Annotated in this window: 22 protein-coding genes and 1 riboswitch; of the genes, 2 read left to right on the top strand and 20 right to left on the bottom strand. The window is 40.8% G+C overall.

The window, feature by feature from the left end; all coding sequences use genetic code 11:
* Positions 1-10: 10 nt before the first annotated feature.
* A complete protein-coding gene (locus tag NST13_RS01750) occupies positions 11-685 on the bottom strand; it encodes a DUF1129 family protein (protein WP_342469703.1) in 675 nt (224 codons plus the stop codon).
* A gap of 5 nt (positions 686-690) precedes the next feature.
* Positions 691-1,008: a PadR family transcriptional regulator gene (locus NST13_RS01745; RefSeq protein ID WP_342469704.1), complete on the bottom strand. Its 318-nt coding sequence runs from the start codon at positions 1,006-1,008 to the stop codon at positions 691-693.
* A gap of 199 nt (positions 1,009-1,207) precedes the next feature.
* Here NST13_RS01745 and fabI point away from each other — a divergent pair, with 199 nt between their 5' ends.
* Complete coding sequence (gene fabI / locus NST13_RS01740; protein ID WP_342469705.1) at positions 1,208-1,984, top strand: enoyl-ACP reductase FabI; 777 nt, start codon at positions 1,208-1,210, stop codon at positions 1,982-1,984.
* A gap of 46 nt (positions 1,985-2,030) precedes the next feature.
* On the opposite strand, the gene NST13_RS01735 is transcribed toward fabI, so the two are convergent.
* The 14 genes from NST13_RS01735 to NST13_RS01670 form a co-directional block, all read right to left on the bottom strand.
* The gene (locus NST13_RS01735; protein ID WP_342469706.1) at positions 2,031-2,327 is read right to left on the bottom strand and encodes an AraC family ligand binding domain-containing protein; all 297 of its coding nucleotides are present in this window, start codon (positions 2,325-2,327) and stop codon (positions 2,031-2,033) included.
* 40 nt (positions 2,328-2,367) lie between these two features.
* Positions 2,368-3,018 (bottom strand): TlpA disulfide reductase family protein, encoded by a 651-nt coding sequence (locus tag NST13_RS01730; RefSeq protein ID WP_342581244.1) that lies wholly within the window; start codon positions 3,016-3,018, stop codon positions 2,368-2,370.
* Between the two features lie 78 nt (positions 3,019-3,096).
* Positions 3,097-3,678, bottom strand: a complete 582-nt coding sequence (locus NST13_RS01725) for an ECF transporter S component (RefSeq protein ID WP_342469708.1) — start codon at positions 3,676-3,678, stop codon at positions 3,097-3,099.
* A 228-nt stretch (positions 3,679-3,906) separates the two neighbouring features.
* A riboswitch (FMN riboswitch) is annotated at positions 3,907-4,042 on the bottom strand.
* Between the two features lie 139 nt (positions 4,043-4,181).
* The gene (locus NST13_RS01720) at positions 4,182-5,378 is read right to left on the bottom strand and encodes a hypothetical protein (RefSeq protein WP_342581243.1); all 1,197 of its coding nucleotides are present in this window, start codon (positions 5,376-5,378) and stop codon (positions 4,182-4,184) included.
* A complete protein-coding gene (locus NST13_RS01715) occupies positions 5,368-5,901 on the bottom strand; it encodes an RNA polymerase sigma factor SigX (protein ID WP_342581242.1) in 534 nt (177 codons plus the stop codon). The genes NST13_RS01720 and NST13_RS01715 overlap by 11 nt, the downstream gene beginning before the upstream one ends.
* Before the next feature lie 199 nt (positions 5,902-6,100).
* Positions 6,101-7,885, bottom strand: a complete 1,785-nt coding sequence (locus tag NST13_RS01710) for an ATP-binding protein (RefSeq protein WP_342581241.1) — start codon at positions 7,883-7,885, stop codon at positions 6,101-6,103.
* Positions 7,878-8,594, bottom strand: a complete 717-nt coding sequence (locus NST13_RS01705; protein WP_141600962.1) for a response regulator transcription factor — start codon at positions 8,592-8,594, stop codon at positions 7,878-7,880. The genes NST13_RS01710 and NST13_RS01705 overlap by 8 nt, the downstream gene beginning before the upstream one ends.
* Before the next feature lie 158 nt (positions 8,595-8,752).
* Positions 8,753-9,934 (bottom strand): c-type cytochrome biogenesis protein CcsB, encoded by a 1,182-nt coding sequence (gene ccsB, locus NST13_RS01700; protein WP_342469712.1) that lies wholly within the window; start codon positions 9,932-9,934, stop codon positions 8,753-8,755.
* Complete coding sequence (locus NST13_RS01695; protein ID WP_342469713.1) at positions 9,931-11,583, bottom strand: cytochrome c biogenesis protein ResB; 1,653 nt, start codon at positions 11,581-11,583, stop codon at positions 9,931-9,933. The genes ccsB and NST13_RS01695 overlap by 4 nt, the downstream gene beginning before the upstream one ends.
* 14 nt (positions 11,584-11,597) lie before the next feature.
* Positions 11,598-12,131, bottom strand: a complete 534-nt coding sequence (resA, locus tag NST13_RS01690; RefSeq protein ID WP_342581240.1) for a thiol-disulfide oxidoreductase ResA — start codon at positions 12,129-12,131, stop codon at positions 11,598-11,600.
* Positions 12,132-12,236: 105 nt separating this feature from the next.
* A complete protein-coding gene (locus NST13_RS01685) occupies positions 12,237-12,968 on the bottom strand; it encodes a pseudouridine synthase (protein WP_342469715.1) in 732 nt (243 codons plus the stop codon).
* Positions 12,969-13,129: 161 nt separating this feature from the next.
* Positions 13,130-14,119 (bottom strand): D-alanyl-D-alanine carboxypeptidase family protein, encoded by a 990-nt coding sequence (locus NST13_RS01680; protein WP_342581239.1) that lies wholly within the window; start codon positions 14,117-14,119, stop codon positions 13,130-13,132.
* Between the two features lie 12 nt (positions 14,120-14,131).
* Positions 14,132-14,707 (bottom strand): SMC-Scp complex subunit ScpB, encoded by a 576-nt coding sequence (scpB, locus tag NST13_RS01675; RefSeq protein WP_342471317.1) that lies wholly within the window; start codon positions 14,705-14,707, stop codon positions 14,132-14,134.
* Positions 14,694-15,473 carry a segregation/condensation protein A gene (locus NST13_RS01670; protein WP_342581238.1) on the bottom strand — a complete coding sequence of 260 codons (780 nt, stop codon included), beginning with the start codon at positions 15,471-15,473 and terminating at the stop codon, positions 14,694-14,696. Before NST13_RS01670 ends, scpB begins: the two co-directional genes overlap by 14 nt.
* Positions 15,474-15,527: 54 nt before the next feature.
* On the opposite strand from NST13_RS01670, the gene NST13_RS01665 reads away from it, so the two are divergent.
* Complete coding sequence (locus tag NST13_RS01665; RefSeq protein ID WP_342581237.1) at positions 15,528-16,028, top strand: DUF309 domain-containing protein; 501 nt, start codon at positions 15,528-15,530, stop codon at positions 16,026-16,028.
* Here NST13_RS01665 and NST13_RS01660 read toward each other — a convergent pair.
* The 4 genes from NST13_RS01660 to NST13_RS01645 form a co-directional block, all read right to left on the bottom strand.
* Complete coding sequence (locus NST13_RS01660) at positions 16,025-16,393, bottom strand: GNAT family N-acetyltransferase (protein ID WP_342581236.1); 369 nt, start codon at positions 16,391-16,393, stop codon at positions 16,025-16,027. The two genes, NST13_RS01665 and NST13_RS01660, sit on opposite strands and share 4 nt — an antisense overlap.
* A gap of 199 nt (positions 16,394-16,592) precedes the next feature.
* Positions 16,593-17,918, bottom strand: a complete 1,326-nt coding sequence (gene lysA / locus NST13_RS01655; protein ID WP_342469720.1) for a diaminopimelate decarboxylase — start codon at positions 17,916-17,918, stop codon at positions 16,593-16,595.
* Between the two features lie 246 nt (positions 17,919-18,164).
* Complete coding sequence (locus NST13_RS01650) at positions 18,165-19,625, bottom strand: spore germination protein (protein ID WP_342581235.1); 1,461 nt, start codon at positions 19,623-19,625, stop codon at positions 18,165-18,167.
* Complete coding sequence (locus NST13_RS01645) at positions 19,622-20,416, bottom strand: SigF/SigG family RNA polymerase sporulation sigma factor (RefSeq protein ID WP_342469722.1); 795 nt, start codon at positions 20,414-20,416, stop codon at positions 19,622-19,624. The genes NST13_RS01650 and NST13_RS01645 overlap by 4 nt, the downstream gene beginning before the upstream one ends.
* Between the last annotated feature and the right edge of the window lie 33 nt (positions 20,417-20,449).

Raw genomic sequence — 20,449 nt, 5'->3', positions numbered from 1 at the left:
TAAAATGCCGTTACGTATTTTGCTCCCGCATTTTCTTCAATATATACGCCGCAAGGAGCAGGAAGCAGCCAAGCCCAAAAATGGTATAATAAGATACTTCAAAAGATGCGCCAAAAGGCTGAATGGCAAATTTCACAATTAAGCTGAGGGCAAATAAGCCCGCGATCAAAAATCCGAACAGAATGGAGATCGTCCTTTTCTTTTTCTGTTCTTGGAATGCTTCTTTTTTCAATAAAACGACTACGAAGTAAATGAACATCGCCAAGCTGGCTATTAGAAGCAGGCCGGACACGATCAGCGTTCCCGAATAAATCGTTTGATCCTCTTTTTTTATCAGTGGCCCAATCCCACTTACGATCATATACCAACCGAATAGCGTCATTACTATTTCGAGAATGAATTCCGATTGACGCTTCCATGATTCCTTTGGCAAAGAGGCGATGATTTCTTCGGCCAGCTCTTTTGGATTTTTCCCAAACACTTCCTTTGCCGTTTTCCCCTCCTTTTGCGCCTCCAACAAATGATCCAGCATTTCGAGCAGCACTTCTTCCGTTGCCCTTTCATCACGGGAGAGATTTGCCCGGATGTAAACAAGCAAATCTTCGTAATACTTTTGATTTTCCTTTGTCAAAAGCTTTCTCTTCTCATTATTTTGACGTATAAGTTCTTTTACCGTAACTTTCATTTTCTTCACTCCCCCAACAATTTTTCGATGGAACCCGAAAGGATTTTCCACTCTTCCCGTATCTGTCCAAGAACCTCTTTTCCTTTCTGTGTAATGGAATAATATTTTCGGTTCGGACCTGAATCGGATGCCCTCATTTCCCCTATGACGTATCCATTTTTTTGAAGTCGCAACAGTACCGGATATATCGTTCCTTCACTGATATCCAATCCAACTTGCTCCAGCTTTTTTGATAGTTCATAACCGTATACTTCCTCCTGATCAATGATGGCCAGAATACAGCCATCGAGAACGCCTTTTAACAATTGAGTGCGAATGCTCAACCCCTTCACCTCCCTGTTCGGCACCACACTACTTTGTAATGCAAGGTACTTACGTGCAACTATCTTGTAATGCAAAGTATTTATCTTAACTATATTGCAATGCAAAGTAGCTGTCAATAGTTCTTGTTGATTTTTATTCTAAATACTGTTAATATTTTAGTAGTTGGTACTAATAACTGATGTCAAAGGGGTCAATACCATGGATGTATTAAATTTAAAAGATAAAAACATTGTAGTCATGGGCGTTGCCAATGAAAGAAGCATCGCTTGGGGAGCGGCGGAAAAACTTTTGGAAGTTGGAGCAAACGTCATTTTCACTTATCGGAAAGATCGCTCAAAAGCAAAAATAGAAAAACTTTTAGAAAGTCACAAAGACAAAAAAAATGCCGTTATTCAATGTGACGTGAACAGCGATGAATCCATCCAGAATGCGTTCCAACAAATCGGCGAACAATTTGGAGTGATTCATGGCATTGTGCATTCTGTTGCCTTTGCCCATGCGGAAGACTTGAAAAACCGCTTCGTTGAAACAACACGTGAAGGATTCGCTTTTGCGCTGGATACTAGCGCTTATTCATTAATTGCGGTCACAAGAGCGGCCCGTCCATATATGACGGAAGGCGCATCCATTGTCACGATGTCCTATTTGGGGGCAGAACGGGTTCTTGAAGGTTACAACGTGATGGGTGTGGCAAAAGCGGCTTTGGAAGCATCCGTCCGCTATTTGGCTGCTGATTTGGGCAAAGAAGGGATCCGCGTCAATGCGATTTCAGCCGGTGCAATCCGCACACTTGCGGCAAAAGGGGTTCCTAGCTTCAATGAAGCCCTTCATCGTTACGAAGAGGTTTCCCCGTTGAAACGCAATACAAACAAAGAAGAAGTCGGCGATATGACGGTCGTTATGCTCAGCGACATCTCCCGGGGCATCACCGGGGAAACGATTTATGTCGACTCCGGTTACCACATTATGGGGTAATCAATGAAAAAGTAGTACAAACGGTTTGTACTACTTTTTTCATGTCTTATTTTATTTTGACAACCACAACGTCTGCATCTTCCTTCGCGGTCAGGCTGTGCAATTCTTTCGGTTCCATGTGCAATAAAGATTCGCTCGTCAACTCGACTGTTTCATCATTCACCGTAAATGATACGATCCCACTGCGTACAATAATCAACACATCGCAATCGGCAAAATGGTCCGGAATGGATTCGCCGGATTTCAATTGGATATTGAGCACTTGGGCTTTTGACGTTTCAAAAACTTTTCCTGCCTGTTTTTTTCTTTCATTTAGAACATATGGTGTAGAAATGACTTGCACAAAGGATTCCTCCAATCTCTTCTTTTACAATACTTTTCCTTTATTGAAACTTCTCCAATAAGACATCTTTTGTGACAGGGCCAACAATTTTTTCAATCACCGTACCGTCTTCATGAATAATAAAACTTGTTGGAATCGTCATGATTTGATATTTCTTTGAAACTTCCCCACGCTCATCAAGCAAAACAGGAAACTGCAATTGGTACTGGGCCGAAAAATCTCTCACATCATCGATTGAAAACTCTTGATCCGTCACATTAATGGCCAATATCTCGATATCGTTCCTTATGGCATATTGATCATAGAATTCATTCAGCTCTTGCATTTCCTCCTTGCAAGGTGGGCACCAACTTGTCCAAAAATTGAGCAGAATTTTCTTTCCTTTTAATTCTGACAATCGGATAGTTTCATTATGAATCGTTTTTAACTGAAAATCCAGTGCTTCAACATTCATCGGCTGATAGGAAGTTTCCAACTCCTCATCATGAGAATGTCCATCCGTTGCATCCAACGGTACAATATCGTGCGGTTCCTCCATCCCTAAATTTTGATATAGAAAATCAATAAACTCGTCTTCTGTAAACATCTCCCCCTCACTTGTCCGTTCTTTGAAAAAGCTCGAATAGATTGTCCAAACCATCGTAATGACAATCAGCAATAAGAAAAAAATGGATACATTTCTTTTTCCCATAACACCATCCTTTATAGCAATATATGAATCGAAAACATAAAAAAGGAGTTTGCCGTCATGCAAACTCCCCTTACTTTTTTATTGTTTTTGCAATAAATATTGTGCCCTTTGGCTCTCTATCCATTTTCTCATCGTTCTGAACAACATCAATACAAGCACCATCAATAAGATGCCTTTGATGATATTGAACGGCAAAATGCCAAGAACGATGGTTTCCTTCACATCAAAGCTTCCCATTCCCAAGAAATACGTGTACATCGGCAAGAAGGCGACGTAATTTAAAACGCTCATGCCAATCGACATGGAAAATGTTCCTGCAACCAGTCCTAAAATTAACCCTTTGATGGAATTGGTTTTCTTATAAATATAATAAACTGGCAGAATAAATAAGAGACCTGTCGCAAAGTTTGCCATATGTCCCACCGGTACCCCTGTCGGTGCGCCGATAAATAGCCAATTCAAAATATTTTTAATAAGTTCCACCAGAATACCTGCAACCGGCCCCATTGTAATGGCGGCAATCAATGCAGGAACATCGCTGAAATCGATTTCCAAAAATACAGGAAAATACGGAAGCGGGAAATTTAAAAACATCAAAATAAATGAGATGCTTGATAGCATTGCAACTGTTACGAATGATCGCACTTTCATCTTTTTCATTAACACTCTCTCCTCTTTGCTTGTTGATTCAACTCGCAAGAAGAAAGGCATCAGTCGGCTTCGTTACAAATAAAAATCCCTTATGCGAACTTGCATAAGGGAGAAAAGGATACAATTAGAGACAACACATGACTAAAAAGACCATGAAGAAATGCGCGTTGGATATTACAAAAAAATCCAACACCAAGTCTGTCATGTGCAATGACTGTCCATAACGAAAAACGACCGTACCATCTTCTCCCATCCAGACTATACTGTCGGCTTTGGAATCTCACCAAATCCTGCTCAAAATGAGCTCGCGGGCTTAAGAACACGAAGTTCTAACACCGCCGGTCGGGAATTTCACCCTGCCCCGAAGATGAATCATTATTCAATTTAGCCTTATTATATGAGAATACTGAATATTTGTAAAGGAATATGTTCATTGATATGAAAAATGATATGGCATCCTGTTCATGTAACGGTATTTTTTCCGCGTTTCCATGCACCAGTTCCATTCACTTTTATTCATTTTCCAATACCGTATACGGCAATTTATTCGGACCAACCGGGATTGGCAATGGTTTTGAGAAGTCAAATCCTTCCCATTCCGATTGGACAATGTTTTCGAACTGTACCGCCTTGTTGAATCCTGCGGCAGTCAAAAGCATCCCCTCAATCATTTGCATTGCTTCCACTTGATTATAATTGAAAAGATCCAAAGGTTCTTTAAAGGTGATTTTCACCAAATCCTTCTCAACGCTGACCGAATAATCGACATTTGGCAAGATGACCGATTGATAGACATCATTGGTATTCACCTTTAATGCTTCCATCGCCTTTTCGACATTCGGAAAAGTTTCTCTGAAATTTGGCGCCAAAAACGCGGAGCCATCCTCTTGTACATATTTGAAGTAGCTATATTGTGTCGTTTCCTTTGTAATCTGAAGCGAATATTCTTTTCCCACTTCTTTCAATATCTTTGGTTGATGGTTTTGATCGGCAAATTCCACTTCACTATAAGAAGAAAAAGTGTCGGTCAAGGTAGCAAAATAGGTTGAAAGGGCTGCCGATGCAACGTCATATGGATGATTCTCCGGCAAAACATGAATCACTTTTCCATTCTTCTCGGTGATTTCTCCCTCGTAAGGATGATAGTCGATAAAGCCCAATGCCTGTTCGTTTAATCGGGGAGCGTATACTTTGTACATTTCTACTTGCGACGGATCGTTTTTTCCAAAATCTTCGAGTATTTTTTCGTTCGGAATCACAATCGTTACCGGTATGCTGTCCGCATCTTTGCTTGCAAGACCGATTCGGAAAAGGGTGTTCCCTTCCGTTTGATCAGGATATACAGCCGTTCTGTTATCCGTTCCCACCGTCATCACGTTCACGAATTTTTCCTGTTCTTCAAGATTATCCGGGACGCCCAGAATGCCCATGTCCTCTCCGGATGAATCATTCGCAGTCGACGCCTCATCCGCAGTTGAATCTTTTTTCATCAAAGAAGGGATCAGAATTGCGATGAATAATACGGCACAAGCAGCAATCATCCATGGCAACAGATTGATTCTTGGCGATTTTTTTGGAGGCTCTTCTTCAAAAACCCCGCCCTTTTTCAATCGTTCCAACACTTCTTCTTTTGAACGGGTATCATGAATTTTTGGAACTTTGCTCAGCAACTCTTCAATTCGTTCTTCATCCCAATGCTCATGATTCATATTGATTCGCCTCCTTTTTATATGATAGCAATTCCCTTAGCTGCTTTATGGCACGGTGTTGTGTCGTTTTTACTTTTCCTTCCGTCCAATTGAGTATTGCTGCCGTTTCTGCAATGGACAGTTCCTGAAAATAGCGGAGAATGATCACCAGTTGCTGATCTCCGGTACACTTTTCCAACGCTTCCAACAGATGCCTCAGTTCATCATTCAATTCGATAAAGGCTTCAGGCGATTTTACGGGGGATACAAGCTGCTCCCTCTCCCAATCAAAAGCGGTATATGAACGGGAAGAGCGGACAGCTTTTTTCCTGAAGTAATCAATCGCGACATTTTTCGCAATCGCAAAAAGCCACGTCTTTTCTGAGCTTCTCCCTTGAAACCGTTCATATGACTTCAATACCCGGACATACACTTCATGGGACAAGTCTTCCGCTGTCGATCGATCTTTTACCAAATACACTAAAAATTGGAACACATCCTGATGATATTGATCATACAGTCGATGGAATATGGATTCTTTCAATCCATGCCACCTCCATCCTTATTCATTTTGTCGATTTTTAATCAAAAATGTTACATGAAAGTAAAAATTAATGTGAAAGAGAAAATTTTCGCAAAAAATGTAAAAAAAGAATTCGCTTCTACTCCAGGTAATAGAGTACCATACTTCGATTAAATCGCAAGTAATATTTTCAAACTTTACCTGGAGTATCCACGAATTCTTATCCATTTAACGGCAAATAGAAGGTGAAGGTTGTCCCTTTTCCGACTTCACTATCCACCCTGATATTTCCGTTATGGGCTTCAACAATATTTTTGGCGATGGCAAGACCCAAGCCTGTGCCGACTTTTTTATTGCGCGTTCTCGCCTTATCCGCTTTATAAAAACGTTCAAAGACAAATGGCAGATCTTCTTTGGAAATGCCTTCTCCCGTATCGGCTACTTGGACTTTCAAATAGGACAATTCTTGTTCCAATGATACGGTCACACTGCCGTCTGCAGGTGTGTGGCGGATGGCATTATCAATCAAATTGGTCAATACTTGTTCAATACGGTCTTCATCGATGCTGATCACCGTATCTTCCGGCAATTCTGTATGGAAGTTCAAATGGATATGATTTTCCTTCGCCACTTGACTGAACTTTTGCGTAATACGTTCAAAAACAGGATTAATCGGCACCGTTTCTTTCACTAATGTTGTATGGCCGGATTCCATGCGTGCCAGATCGAGCAGGTCGGCAACCAAACGTCCCATACGTTGTGATTCATCATAAATGATTTTTATCATCTCATTCTTTTCTTCTTCCGATTCGACCACACCATCAATGATGGCTTCAGAATATCCTTGCAGCATGGCGATCGGCGTCCTCAATTCGTGGGAAACGTTGGCAATAAAGTCTGAACGCAATTTGTCCAATTTAATTTGTTCCGTCATATCGCGAATCACCGCAATGGCTCCCCTGATCACTTGTCCGCTGCTTTTTAGCGGGCTGATGGTGATTCGGTAATAAGAACCGTCTATTTCCAAGTCCTCTTCCAGCTTATCTTCGAATGTTAATACATGATCTAACATGGCATAAATTTCTTCCGGCAAGAATAAATCTTTATTCATGCCATTTCGGATGAACCATCGCTGCAACAATCGTTCCGCAGGCGGGTTGCTGAGCAAAATGGTTTTATCACGGTTAAACGTAATCACCGCATCGGTCATGGATGTAAGGATGCTGAACAATTGTTCTTTTTCTTGGCTGATCACTTCCAGATGATGTTTCAGCTGACGTCCCATCTGATTGAATGCCACAGCCAACTGTCCGATTTCATCGCTTTGGTTTGTCGGCAGCTGCTCGTCAAAATTTCCTTTTGCAATATCAAAAGCATATTCCCGCATTTTCCGAAGGGGTTGTGTAATCTTTGATGATAAGAAAAAGGCGAAAAACGTTGTCAATACAAAGGCGATTATCGCTGACACAAAGACGATTTTGGTTGTTTGGTTCGTCGTTTGGTGAAGGGCTGAAGGGTTTTGATAAATAAATAAAACACCCTGTACTTCATTCTCAATGGACAACGGATAACCTAATACGAAATAAGACTCCATTTTATCTTCTTCCGTTTGGGAAGGCAAAATCATTTGCCGGATAATCGGTTCGCTGGCCTCAAAGATTTTTTGGAATTCATCCGATTCCAATAAATCCTTTCTTATTTCCTCCTGATTGATTCCAGATTGGTAGCTGGAAAGGACAGTCTGATCATCGAGGGCGATAAAGGCATTTGTATCTTCGTTTAATAAATCATCCAATAAATCGTCGGTAATTTGCTCTATATCCGTATGGGCTACTATGTTGGAGATGGTCGTTGCCGCTTGCTTCAAAGAGCTTTCCGCTTGTTTGATATGGAAATCATCAAGAAATTCAAGCATGGCAACTGTAAAAATAAATAACACAAATGAAACGAGAAGCAATATGGTCGCCCATAGCTTCCCGACAATACTATTCCATATTCTAGTCATTGATGACCTCAAATTTGTAACCAACGCCCCATACGGTTACAATCATTTTCGCCGCTTTATCCGATACGCGGTTCAATTTTTCGCGTAAGCGCTTTATATGCGTATCGACAGTACGCAAATCACCAAAGAAATCATAGTGCCATACTTCTTTTAATAATTGTTCCCGATCAAATACTTTATCCGGCGATTTCGCCAAGAAGTAAAGCAGTTCGTATTCTTTAGGAGTCAAGTTCACTTCTTGTCCATCACAAGTGACGCGATGGGCATCATTATCGATTGTCAAGTGAGGAAATACCACGATATCTCTGGAAGCAGTTGTGTTGGACACTTGGTTCAACGCACTTGAACGCCGTAAAATCGCTTTCACGCGCAACACTACTTCACGTGGACTGAACGGTTTCACGATATAGTCATCCGCACCCAATTCAAAACCTTGCACCCGGTTTGCTTCTTCGCCTTTAGCCGTCAAGAGAATAATCGGTGTAGATTTTTTTTCTCTAAGCTCTTCGCAAACTTGCAATCCGTCTTTTTCAGGCATCATGATATCTAAAATAACACAATGATAATCTTTCTCTAATGCCTTTTTTAGTGCGACTTCCCCGTTCTCCGCCTCATCTACCTCGTATCCTTCCCGTTCAAGATACATCTTTAATAGACGACGAATTCTGTCTTCATCATCCACAACCAAAATAGACACTTTTTCAGACACGATGTTAACCCCTCTCTTTGCTTTATCTACTATACTCATTGTACAATTTTATGAATAAAAATTAAAGACTAATAAAAGAAGGCCTCCCTACTTTTGGGAAGACCTTTCACAATTTATTAATATTTCATCGTTATTTACGTTGATAATAGTTAATAGTTTTATGCATATGAATGGAGTCCTGCAATGACCAGGTTCACAAAGACTAAGTTAAAGATGATGATGGCAAAACCGATTAAGGCAAGCCAGGCTGACTTTCTTCCTTCCCAGCCTTTGGACAAACGCAAGTGGAGATAAGCCGCATAGAACAGCCACGTGATAAGCGCCCAAACTTCTTTTGGATCCCAACCCCAGAATCGGCCCCAAGCGATTTGCGCCCAAATCATGGCAAAGACAAGAGCACCTAAAGAGAAGACAGGGAATCCAATTAAAACCGAGCGGTATCCAATTTCATCCACCAAGTTGATGTTGACTCTTTTTACTAGAGGATGAAGAAGTTCACAAATGCGTTTTCGTGCGATTAACCGGTATAACAAATAAATGATTGTGCCTGCGATGAACGACCAAGTAACGGTTGTCAATTTTTTCGCATTAATGAGTGCCGGCATTTCGATTAAAGGCTCCATCACGCCATCCGTTTTCAAATCATATTCATTCATCCCAAAGATGGCCGGCATGTTATAAACAATATCCGCTTCTTTGCCGGTTTTATCAATATAAGTGAACTCCGCCTCATACCCCATGCTGCGGAATGTAATGGTTACAACGATAAACCCGATGATCACAACACAGCAGTATAAAATGGCTTCAAGCCAAAAACGTTCTTTTGAAGGCGTTTTTGGATCCACTTCTTTCAATAAATAAATCAAACCGGCAACGGCGCTGATGGCAAGGATGGATTGCCCGATTGCCGCTGTTATAACGTGTATCGTCAACCAGTGGCTTTGCAACGATGGCACAAGCGGCGTCACTTCCGTCGGGAACATCGTCGCGTATGAAATGAATAGTATAGCGATTGGCAACGCCACCAACCCAAGAATTTTCACACGATAAATAAAGTAGATTAATATGAACGCTCCAACAAGGAACATTCCAAAGGCTGTTGTAAATTCGAACATATTACTTACAGGAGCATGTCCCGCATAAATCCAGCGGGTAATAAAATAACCGAGCTGGGCAATAAAACCAATGATGGCAACAACAATACCGATTTTGCCCCACTTTTCCGCCCTGCTGGCCGCCCCATCATTTCGCTTGATGGAACCGGCAATAAATACCGTTCCTAAAATATATGCAAAGAATGCGATAAAAAGCAGATTGCCGCTAATATCTATCAAACTCATTTGACATCGTCACCTTCCTTATCCGACTCTCCATTTTCTTCAAGTTGATCTCTATATTTTGGTAAATGGGCATAATCTGTAACAATATCTAAATCTTTTTTGATACTGAACCAGTTTTTATTTGTATGGGCAGCGAGCATAATTGTACCATCTTCCAATTGTTGTACCCAAAGGCGACGATGATTCCAATAAGAACCAATTGCCAAACCAAGCAAGAAAATTGCACCGCCAATAATCAATATTGGAATCGTTACATCTTTTTTGATTGTTAATCCGGAAACATTTCTTGTTTCTACATTTTTAAACGTCATTTTGTATTCATTTTCTCCCGCTTCAACAGGCGGGGCACCAATTGAAACGAAACTGATTTCCCCTTTTGGTTTATCCGGCGTAGTCATTTTGAACACGAAAGCCGGATTGTTTGGATATTGGGATGCTGTTTGAGGAACCCCATCTTTCATTCCGGAAAAATCAGGATAATAGTTCAATATTTCAACTTTCGTATTTTCTCCTAAAACATATTCTTTATCCGGATCCGTCAAGTCAATCGTCAATGACCCCAGGGATTTTCCAGATTCTTTATGGGTCAATTCGAATGTCATTGTTTTCAATTCATTTTGGCGGAAATCCATTTGATAAATGGAATAGCCGTCATATTTTAACGGGTGGTTTACACGAATGGAATACTCTTTTACCAGTTCCATATTTTCCGTGTCCCCTAAAAGGGCACCTTCTGCCTGTTTATAAAGTTTGACGTTGGTTTGATAGTTTTTCGGGATGGCGGCAACACCTTGTTCAATCTGTGCTCTCGTTGGATCATTATCATATGTTTCCAAAATGAATTGTTCATTTTCCAGGAAATAACCTTCCATTCCCGGTATTGCGCGAACCTCCCCTTCCCGGATCCACATTGCTTCATCTACGTGGAAGCCAGGAACAAAACGCAGCATTACCCCAAAGATAAATATAATGAGCCCCAGGTGATTTATGTATGGGCCAGAACGGGCAAAGCGGTTTTTTTCAGCCAATAAAGCGTTTCCATCCCGACGCACTTTATAACGCAATTGTGTCATTTTCTCGGAAATCAAATCAAGGGTTTTGGATGGATCGCCTTCCGTTACCGGTCCTTGGGCTACGATTCTTTGTTTTTTCATAAAGCTTTCATGACGCTTAACCCGCTGATTTTTCAACGATTTATAGAGAGGAATCCCTCTGTCTAGACTCGCAACAATGATTGAAATGGCAAGAAGGCCTACTAAAATCTGATACCACCATGAATTAAATATATCCGAAAAACCTAATTCATAATATAATTTCCCGATGGTTCCATAGTTTTGCTCATAGTAAAGCGCTTTTTCCGCTTCCGTTGCCGCTTGGATATTAAATTTTTGAGGGAAAAAAGTTCCAAGGGAAGAAGCGATTAAAGTAATGACAATTAACGAAACGCCAACTTTTACACTGGAAAAGAAGTTCCAGATTTTGTCGATAATGGATTTGTTATACGTCTTTGAGCGGATTGCCGAACCATCATACCGCATATCAAGTATTTTTTGAGCTTTTGCATCTTCTGACAGTGGTCTGCCGCACTTTCCACAAATCTTTGTGCCAAACGGATTTTCATGACCACAAACACATGTGATTTTTTCCATATTTTAAAATACCCCTATTCCGGCTTAATTGACTCCATAAATGATTGTATTTGTTGTTCAGACAATTCACCAGGAGGAATTTTTTTCACTTTTCCATCCGGACTGATCAAATAAGTTGCTGGCAATTTGCCAACATTATAAGCTTGCATCACGCTTTTTGTTTTGTCGATGACCACTGGGAATGTAAGGTCATATTGATCTACGAAATTTTGCACCTCAAATTTTGACTGGGCAATGTTCACGGCCAAAACTTGTACACCTTGATCTTTGAATTGTTGATATTGGCGTTCCATGGCAGGCATTTCTTTTTTGCATGGTTCACACCAAGTTCCCCAGAAATTCAAGAAAACCCCTTGCCCTTTATAATCGGACAAACGATGGGTATTGCCTTCCAAATCCACCAATTCGAAATCCGGTGCCTGATCGCCGTCCGCCAACGCTTCCACTTTTTCTTTCGTTGCCGAGTTGTATATCGTATAAATAATCGCACAAGCCAACACCAGAAGAATGATTCCTCTGATAATCGAACGTTTCTTTTTCTTGTCCATTTCGCAACCTCCCAGCAAAGAGAACATTAAAATCTCTTTCATTATAGCAAATATTTCAAGGACAAATATGAAATGTTTATGAAGGTTATCACTATGGTTGTAGTACTAACCAATTTTTCCTGTTTCTGCAAGAACCCGTAATTGTTTTACTTCATGGGCCGTCAACTCACGATACTCGCCTGCGTTCAATCCTTTTAAATCCAGAAAGGCGAATCGTTCCCGCTTCAATTTTACGACGGGCGTTCCAATCGCTTCAAACATGCGGCGAACTTGCCGGTTGCGCCCCTCATGGATCGTGATTTCACAAATCGACTTATTGGTTTTGCGGTCCGATTTTTTTAATTCCACTTTTGCCGGAGCCGTCATGCCATCCTCAAGCATAATGCCCCTTCGCAATTTTTTTAAATCTTCAAATTTCGGGATTCCTTTTAATCGTGCAATATATGTTTTTTCGATTTTATATTTTGGATGGGTCATTAAGTTGGCGAACTCACCATCATTGGTTAATAATAAAAGACCGGATGTATCATAATCAAGACGGCCAACCGGGAATATCCGTTCCTCGACATTTTTAAAAAAATCCAATACGGTTTTTCTTCCTTTATCGTCGGATACGGTCGATACGACTCCCCTAGGCTTATAGAACAGATAGTATACTTTTTCTTCCCGTTCCACTTTCACGCCATCCACTTCCACCACATCGGACTTTGAAACCTTTGTCCCTAAGGTTGTGACAACCTCCCCGTTCACTTTCACTTTTCCTTCCAAAATCAATTGTTCCGCTTTCCGTCTCGAGGCAATTCCCGCTTGTGCAATTACTTTTTGAAGCCTTTCCATCGATGACTCACCCCTCAATGCTAACTTTTCATTATGAAGATCCTTATCACTGTTGAAAATTATGTCATATTTTGTTCCAATATTAAAGAAAAAGAACTCATTTTGCAAAATGAAAAGCTGTCCGAAATATATGATTAAAATTTCGGACAGCTTTATTCATTCTATTTCAATGTAACTCTAGTTGAATAAATGCTTTCGTTGTTTAGAAACACATGCCAAATACCGAACTCTCGATCTTTATTTCTGGACAGGTGCAATACATTCCTTACTTGGTCCTCTTCTTCATCCGAAATCAGCAGCCGGATCGGTTCTTTAAGTTCGACTGTAATATTGTTTGCTGCTTTATATTTTCCTTTTTTCACAATGGTTTTCACATCATACTCTTTGAACACTTGATTTGCAAGCTGCTTATGTACTTGCCAATCGTTGGCTTCATTCAATGTTACAACAATGATGCGTTCATCGTCCTTTTCAAAATACGTTGCAAGCGTTCTTCCCGCCACTTTTGTATATCCCGTTTTCCCGGCCACCGCCCCGACGTTTTCCCTCAGCAGCCGATGTTTGTTCAGCCAAGTGGTTCCATTTTTTGTATTGCTTTTATATTGAATCGTGGAAGCAATTCTATAAAAATCTTCGTTTTCCAAAGCGATTCGGAGCATTTGGGCTGTGTCATAGGCGCTTGAGAGATGCAGATCGTGATGCAAGCCGGATGGATTTGTAAAATAGGTTTCATTCAAATGGTAATACATCGCTTTTTCGTTCATTAAATCGACAAATCCCTGAACGGATCCGCCTGCATGTTCCGCCAAAGCATAGGCCGCGTCATTTCCGGAACGGAGCATCAGTCCATATAACAATGCTTCCACCGGCACAACTTCTCCCGGCTCCAAATAAATGGACGATCCTTCACTCATGGCTGCTTCCCGGGAGATGACAACTTCGTCATCCAAATTGCTGTTTTCAATGGCAATCAGGGCCGTCCAAATTTTTGTAAGGCTTGCAATCGGCATTCTCACATGTTCATTGCTTCCAATCAATGTTCTTCCGGTATCTGCATCAATTACTACATAAGAAGCTTTCGCCACTTGTTGAAACAAAAAATAGAACGTCAATGAAACAGCAAAAGCGGTCATCAACTTTGCTAATTTCACTCAGCCACTCCTTTATTGATTTTCATTTTGAAATACTTCCTGGAATTTTGTCATGAAGAGATCCGTATGCTCATTTTCATCTTCCATATTTCCTTCAGGCAATGGAGGAAGTTCTGAAAGCTCGGATATGCCAAAGTAATTTAAAAACTCCTTTGTCGTTCCGTAAAGAATTGCGCGTCCTGTCCCTTCTGCCCGTCCGACTTCCCGGATGAGTCCGCGGGAAATCAGGGTCTGGATAGGGCGTTCGCTTTTTACACCGCGCAAGTCTTCGATTTCCGCCCTTGTAATCGGCTGTTTGTAGGCGATGATGGCCAAAACTTCCAATGATGCGGTTGACAATACACTACTGTTCGGATTTTCGACCAATTTTTTGATTGTGTTTGCCAATTCTGGTTTTGTTGTTAATAAGTATGTATCCGCCAATTGTTTAATGGTAAGGCCCGATGCAGCATTATTTTCATAGTGGGTTTTTAATTCGCTCAGCCCCGCTTCTATATCCACTTCTCCCACATCCAATAAATCCGCCAGTTGTTTGACCGTCAATCCTTCGTCTCCTACTACGAACAATAATGCTTCAATCCTGCTCATCAAAATCTTCGAGTTCACCTGTCAGTTCCTCCTTCTGCAGTATCACGGTCAAATCTTCAAAGTTATTTTCCTGTTCGACAAAAACGATTTGTCGTTTCATCAGTTCCAACAAGGATAAGAAGGTTACAATGATAGTTGCTTTATCTTCGTATGGGAAAAGTTCAAAGAAGCTGGATTTGCCTCCCCTTTTTTTCAATATATCCACCACTTTGAACATTTGGTCCTTTACCGGAATTTCCTGTTTCTTCACCGTTGTTTTCAACGGTTTCCGCAATTGTTTTCTCCTTAGCATTTTTTGAAAAGCGTAAAGCAGATCGTAAACATTGACTTCCGCATTGAACAATGCAAGCTGCTCATCCGGCATATATGGGGAAAGGTCGCTTGGCGGTTTCGTAAAGTTTTCCGGCCGGTTTTCCTCCATCTGTCTCAATTGGGTGGCCGCTTCTTTAAACTTTTTATATTCAATCAGCTTTAATACCAATTCTTCCCTAGGGTCCGGTTCATCCAACTCAAATTCCGCCTCCTCCATTTCCCCTTCATGGATCGGAAGCAGCATTCGGCTCTTGATTGCGAGGAGTGTGGCTGCCATCACCAAATATTCGCTGGCTTCTTCCAGCTCCAACACTTTCATTGCCCGGACATGCTCCATATATTGGGCGGTCAATTCCGCCATCGGTATATCATATATATCAATTTCCAAACGCTGAATTAAGTGCAATAATAAATCAAGCGGACCTTGAAAAGCATCCAATTTTACTTCATACATATGTCACACACCTTGAATTCTTTATAAATGAATTTAGAAAGGGGATTACTGGCCATGCACCCTTTATTTCATCCGTCATTTATCGATTTTTGCGCATATTTCAATGGTAATCAAGATTATTTTGAATGTCACGAAGTTTTAGAGGATTATTGGAAGACCATCGCACCTGGAAATAAAGCGCATCCCCTCGTTGGATATATCCAAATGGCCACCGGATTGTACCATTGGCGCAGAAATAATTGGGAAGGCGCATCCAGAATCATGAGAAAGGCTTATGAAAAGTTCTTGTCCAATCCAAACCATCCATTTTTTGATTATATCGATTTTCGGCAATTATGTAATGATTGTTTGAAAACAATTGCGGCGATCGAAAACAAACAGCCATTTCAACCTTTTTCAATCAAAGTGACAAACACGGTTTTGGAAGAGCGAATCAATGAAAAAATTGAATCCCTTCCCGTGTTGTCCACGAAGTATCTTCTTCATAAGCATATGCTGCGCGATCGTTCAGATATTCTCAGAAAGAGGGAAGAAAAAAGAAATGGCAGACGTTAATTTCCGTCTGCCTCTTTTATGCTATATAAGCATTTATTAACAAAAGGTTCTGTTTCTTCGCATGCTTTAATTTCCGTAAATTTTCCGGAATCGATGAGTTCCTTCAGCATTTTCTTCGCGATTCCTTCACCGCGGTAGGAAGGAACGACCGTGATATGTTGGACCGTCGCAACAGAATCTTCCACCACAACCCCAACAATACCAACATACTCGTCATTATTTTTCCATAAATATAATTGCCAATTGTCTTCTTGTTCGTAGGACTGCATTGTTTCCATCAGCTTTTTGACATCTTTCTGCTGCGGCATAAACGAAAGTAATCCCATCGCTATTTTTTCGAGTGATTTTTTATAACGAACTAACATAGTACATTCCCTCGTTTTCTTATCGCATACAACATTCTATATTATCGTACACGATTTCAATTCAAGAATCAAATTTCATCCAATTATTGCCAAATCGCAACAAGTCAATCGAGTCTTGGAATTAAGAAAAAAATGTAAAACAATGCCCATATTAAACAAAAAGCAATGAGGATTCCTAGCAATTTCCATCTTGAAATTTTCACAGTTGATTCACCTTATTTAATTGATATTCCATATCGTTTAAGATGAGATCGTCGTAACTTTCTCTGCGAATGGCCAATTGATGTTTCCCGTTTTCCACAAAAACAACTGCAGGTCTCGGTACGCGGTTGTAATTGGATGCCATTGAATATCCGTAAGCGCCAGTACAGAAAATCGCAAGAATATCGCCTGGTTCCGCTTTTTGAAGTGGGGCATCCACAATCAGTTTATCACCGGATTCGCACAGTTTACCAGCAACTGTATATTTGTATTCTTTTGGTTCGTTCGCTTTATTGGCAATCACCGCATCGTATTTTGCATCGTACAATGCCGGGCGGATGTTGTCGCTCATTCCTCCGTCAACGGCGATATATTCGCGAATATTTGGAACGGTTTTATGTGAACCGATCGTATATAGTGTCGTTCCTGCATCCCCCACTAAAGAACGGCCTGGTTCAATCCAAATTTCCGGCATGGATAAACTGCGTTTTGCGGTTTCTTCCTTCACCGTTTTGATCATTTCTTCCACATACACATGAGGTTCAAGTGGACGATCTTCCTCCGTATAGCGGATACCGAAACCTCCTCCTAAATTGAGGACTTTACATTCAAAGTTGTATTTTTTATTCCAATCATCAATTTTTTCGATCAATTTTCCAGCGGCTAAACTGAAACCGTCTGTTTCAAAAATTTGGGAACCTATATGACAATGCAGACCCAATAAATTTAAATATTCATGATCCACAACCAATTGAAACGCTTCATCAGCCTGACCGTTATTCAAGTCAAAACCGAATTTGGAATCCGCTTGACCTGTTGTGATGAAATCATGCGTATGGGCTTCTACCCCCGGTGTCACCCGCAATAAAATATTCATAGATTGTTTCCGTGATTCGGAAATCTCTTTCAATAACTCAATTTCATAGAAATTATCCACTACGATGCATCCAATTTTTGCATCAAATGCGAGATTCAATTCATCATAGGATTTATTGTTTCCGTGGAAGTGAATGCGTTCCACCGGAAAGTTTGCCTTTAGGGCCGTATATAATTCTCCACCGGAAACGACATCCAAAGATAAATTTTCCTCATTCACAAATTGATAGATTGCGATACATGAAAATGCCTTTGAAGCATATGCGACTTGTGCTTTCACACCATGTTTTTCAAACGTTTCTCTAAATGCGCGTGCCCGATTTCTGACTAATTCGAGGTCATAAACGATTACCGGAGTTCCGTACTCTTTTGCAAGCTCTACCGCATCAACTCCACCGATATGTAAATGACCATTTTCTCCGATTGTTTGTGTTCCGAATAAGTGCATAGATTCCCCTCCGTATTCAATGAAGCTGTCCATGTCTATGAATATAATCACACCATTTCTATCTCTTAATCTCCATTTTATACCATTTATTAAAAAAGCAGTAGAAAAAAATAATTACAAAATCGGAAAGCCCGCATCTGCAAGCTTTCCTTTTTGATGAAGATTGAATATTTCGACAATGGACAGCCGCAATTTTTAGTATTATGTTTGAACTTTAACATAGGCGCATGGCTTTCGCAACAGAATTTAAGTCCGTTTTCGCTGTTTCGCTCCGACAATGTAAGGTCTGAGCGCATCGTCCGCCATCGGGAATCGGATAAATACCCTCAAGAAAGCTTTTGGGAAAAACGGTACAAGCGGCCACATATAGGGGATTTGCATCGGCCGAAGTGAGCAGAAATACGAAAAAATAAAGAAAAAGCCGATGAAAAATCCGCTTGGTCCAAATAAAGCTGTCAACACCAGCACGATAAAACGGAAATATTTAATGGAAACGCTCAATTCAAAGGTTGGAATCGCAAAAGTAAAGATCGCTACAACCGCCGAATAAAGAACCACTTCCGGCGAGAATAATCCAACATCGATGGCAATTTGCCCGATGATAACGCCCGCTACCAACCCCATGGCAGTGGATAGCGGCGTTGGTGTATGAATCGCAGCAATCCGCAAATATTCCAACCCTAAATCGGCAATGAAAACTTGAAGCAAGAGCGGTATATTCGATTCTTCTTTCGCACCGATAAAATCAAGCGCTTCCGGTAAATATTCTTCATGGGTGGCCAGCAAATACCATATAGGCATCAATGTTAAACTTAAAATAATGGCCGAATAGCGCAACAGCCGAACAGTAGAACCGACAAGTGCCGATTGCCTATATTCCTCCGCATGCTGCATCAAGTGGAATATTGTAATCGGCAGCAAAATGACGGATGGGGAAGTATCAACAATGATGGCGATATGGCCTTCAAGGAGGTGGGCAGCAACGATGTCCGGTCTCTCAGAATATCGAACAAAAGGCACCGGATGGAACTTTTGCTTAAAGATCCATTCCTCCAAGGTTTTGTCGGCCATTGTCAATCCATCGTGTTTGATTTCTTCGATTCTTTGTTTCACCCATTTTAAATGTTGATCATTGACGATATCTTTAATGTAAGCAATCGCTACATCGGTTCTGCCATTTGAAGTGATTTTGTGCATTTCAAATCGCAGCTCAGGACTCCGAATTCTCCTGCGAATGAGTGCCGTATTGATCATAATATTTTCCGCAAAACCGTCACGGGAACCTCGAATGACTTTTTCATTATCCGGCTCTTCCGGCTGACGACCTGGATAGTTTCTCAACTCTAACAAATAGGCAAATCCATGTAGTGTAACAAAGCCTACTTGGCCGCTTAAGACACCCAGCAAAAATTCTTCCTTGTCTTTCGGCTCGGATTTTCCATAGAAATTGAAAGTATTGTCGAAATAAGTGTCGTCATTGATGTCCTCAGCCGGAACTTGCCCATTATCATCGCTATCAAAGTAAAGCGGAGCCAATTGATCAGTGAGGGTACTTCCGTCAACAAGCCCGCTTATATACACGCATAACACCGGTAATTTTTTCACATAAACATCTTTGATACAAACATCAAAAGATTCATCTTTTCCAAATTTTGAATACAAGAATTCTTTTGCGTCTTCTTTGGATGCAAAAATTCTGTTCGTCATTTATTCACCGTCTTTTTTGTTTTTCTTGTTGTCGTTGATGATGTATCCATCCATTCTTTCAATTGGGCCAAAATTTTCTTTTCAAGCCTCGAGACTTGTACTTGGGAAATGCCAAGTCTTTCGGCGATATCCGTCTGGGTCAAATCGTGATAATAGCGCAAGTAAATAATCGCTTGCTCTCTCTTATCGAGTTTTTTCAACACTTCTTTCAAAGAAATATATTGAAATGGCAATTCGGATTTTTCATCCTTCATTTGATCCATTAACGTGATGGAATCTCCCTCTGATTCAAACAGTTGTTCATGGAGAGAAGCAGGATCTCTCATGGCATCGGTCGCCATTAAGATTTCATCCTGTGATACACCGAGCATTTCGGCCAATTCCGAGACTGAAGGTGGCTTCTCATTGGTCTTTAAATATTCATCGGTCACTTGACGTATTTTAAAATTCAATTCCCGGATGGAGCGGCTCACTTTCACCATGCCGTCATCACGCAAAAAACGCTGTATTTCACCAATAATCATCGGTACCGCATAGGTTGAAAATTTAACGTCATACGATAAATCAAATTTATCCACTGATTTCATTAAACCGATACAACCAATTTGGAATAGATCTTCAAGCTCTACCCCGCGAGAAGCAAAGCGTTGAACAATCGACCAAACAAGCCGCGTATTCCCTTCAATCATTTGTTTCCGTGCTTCCATATCTCCAGCTTGTGCGAGCCTGATCAACTCCCGCATTTTTTCCTGCGTCAACAAAACATTGGACGGCTGTTCGATTGTCCTCATCCCCCTTACTTCTTCCAAATACCCTTAAATAGA

Origin of the sequence: Ureibacillus sp. FSL W7-1570 (assembly GCF_038593265.1) — a bacterium.
Classification (GTDB): Bacteria; Bacillota; Bacilli; order Bacillales_A; family Planococcaceae; genus Ureibacillus; species Ureibacillus suwonensis.
This window is presented reverse-complemented; position numbering and strand designations above follow the sequence as displayed.

Excerpts from the sequence above, each read along its gene's own strand:
- NST13_RS01750 (WP_342469703.1), bottom strand. The coding sequence starts at position 685 with ATGAAAGTTACGGTAAAAGAACTTATACGTCAAAATAATGAGAAGAGA.
- fabI (WP_342469705.1), top strand. The coding sequence starts at position 1,208 with ATGGATGTATTAAATTTAAAAGATAAAAACATTGTAGTCATGGGCGTT.
- NST13_RS01730 (WP_342581244.1), bottom strand. The coding sequence starts at position 3,018 with ATGGGAAAAAGAAATGTATCCATTTTTTTCTTATTGCTGATTGTCATT.
- NST13_RS01725 (WP_342469708.1), bottom strand. The coding sequence starts at position 3,678 with ATGAAAAAGATGAAAGTGCGATCATTCGTAACAGTTGCAATGCTATCA.
- NST13_RS01720 (WP_342581243.1), bottom strand. The coding sequence starts at position 5,378 with ATGAATCATGAGCATTGGGATGAAGAACGAATTGAAGAGTTGCTGAGC.
- NST13_RS01710 (WP_342581241.1), bottom strand. The coding sequence starts at position 7,885 with ATGACTAGAATATGGAATAGTATTGTCGGGAAGCTATGGGCGACCATA.
- ccsB (WP_342469712.1), bottom strand. The coding sequence starts at position 9,934 with ATGAGTTTGATAGATATTAGCGGCAATCTGCTTTTTATCGCATTCTTT.
- NST13_RS01695 (WP_342469713.1), bottom strand. The coding sequence starts at position 11,583 with ATGGAAAAAATCACATGTGTTTGTGGTCATGAAAATCCGTTTGGCACA.
- resA (WP_342581240.1), bottom strand. The coding sequence starts at position 12,131 with ATGGACAAGAAAAAGAAACGTTCGATTATCAGAGGAATCATTCTTCTG.
- NST13_RS01685 (WP_342469715.1), bottom strand. The coding sequence starts at position 12,968 with ATGGAAAGGCTTCAAAAAGTAATTGCACAAGCGGGAATTGCCTCGAGA.
- scpB (WP_342471317.1), bottom strand. The coding sequence starts at position 14,707 with ATGAGCAGGATTGAAGCATTATTGTTCGTAGTAGGAGACGAAGGATTG.
- NST13_RS01670 (WP_342581238.1), bottom strand. The coding sequence starts at position 15,473 with ATGTATGAAGTAAAATTGGATGCTTTTCAAGGTCCGCTTGATTTATTA.
- NST13_RS01665 (WP_342581237.1), top strand. The coding sequence starts at position 15,528 with ATGCACCCTTTATTTCATCCGTCATTTATCGATTTTTGCGCATATTTC.
- NST13_RS01660 (WP_342581236.1), bottom strand. The coding sequence starts at position 16,393 with ATGTTAGTTCGTTATAAAAAATCACTCGAAAAAATAGCGATGGGATTA.
- lysA (WP_342469720.1), bottom strand. The coding sequence starts at position 17,918 with ATGCACTTATTCGGAACACAAACAATCGGAGAAAATGGTCATTTACAT.
- NST13_RS01650 (WP_342581235.1), bottom strand. The coding sequence starts at position 19,625 with ATGACGAACAGAATTTTTGCATCCAAAGAAGACGCAAAAGAATTCTTG.
- NST13_RS01645 (WP_342469722.1), bottom strand. The coding sequence starts at position 20,416 with ATGAGGACAATCGAACAGCCGTCCAATGTTTTGTTGACGCAGGAAAAA.